General features: G+C 70.9%; 1 pseudogene. It reads right to left on the reverse strand.

Annotated elements, in window-relative coordinates:
• Positions 1–474, reverse strand: a pseudogene (locus tag G3I71_RS47050) (peptidase S41); the annotation flags it as partial.

Raw genomic sequence — 474 nt, forward strand, 5'->3', positions numbered from 1 at the left:
GTCGGTGCCGCCCATGTCGGCCTCACAGAAGTAGGCGCGGATCAGCCGGCCGGCCTCCTCGTACGCCTGACGCCACTCGGCCGCCGGGTCCACCTCGTGCAGGATGCGCCGCAGGTCCAGGTAGACGGTGGAGTCGCCGTCGCCCGACTCGGTCGAGGGGACGGCCCGCAGGTCGCCGTCGTCGTTGATCACCAGTCGGGTGCCGTCGCCGCTGACCGCGAACCAGTCCAGTCCGGAGGCGAGTTCGCTCTTGCGGGCCTTGGAGATGTCGTATTGCTCCAGCGTCGGCTTGCCGCTGGTGTCGGAGGGGTTGGCGAAGGTCTCGCCGAGCGCCCCCGAGATCGGCCAGCGCAGCCACACCAGGCCGCCGCCGTTGACCGGGTACAGGGCCGAGTACTTCGACGCGGTGACGGGGAAGGGCGTGACCCGGCTCTCCAGTCCCTCCACCTCCACGGTCACTGAGCCGTCCCCGGC

It is taken from the genome of Streptomyces sp. SID12501, assembly GCF_010550245.1.
GTDB lineage: Bacteria > Actinomycetota > Actinomycetes > Streptomycetales > Streptomycetaceae > Streptomyces.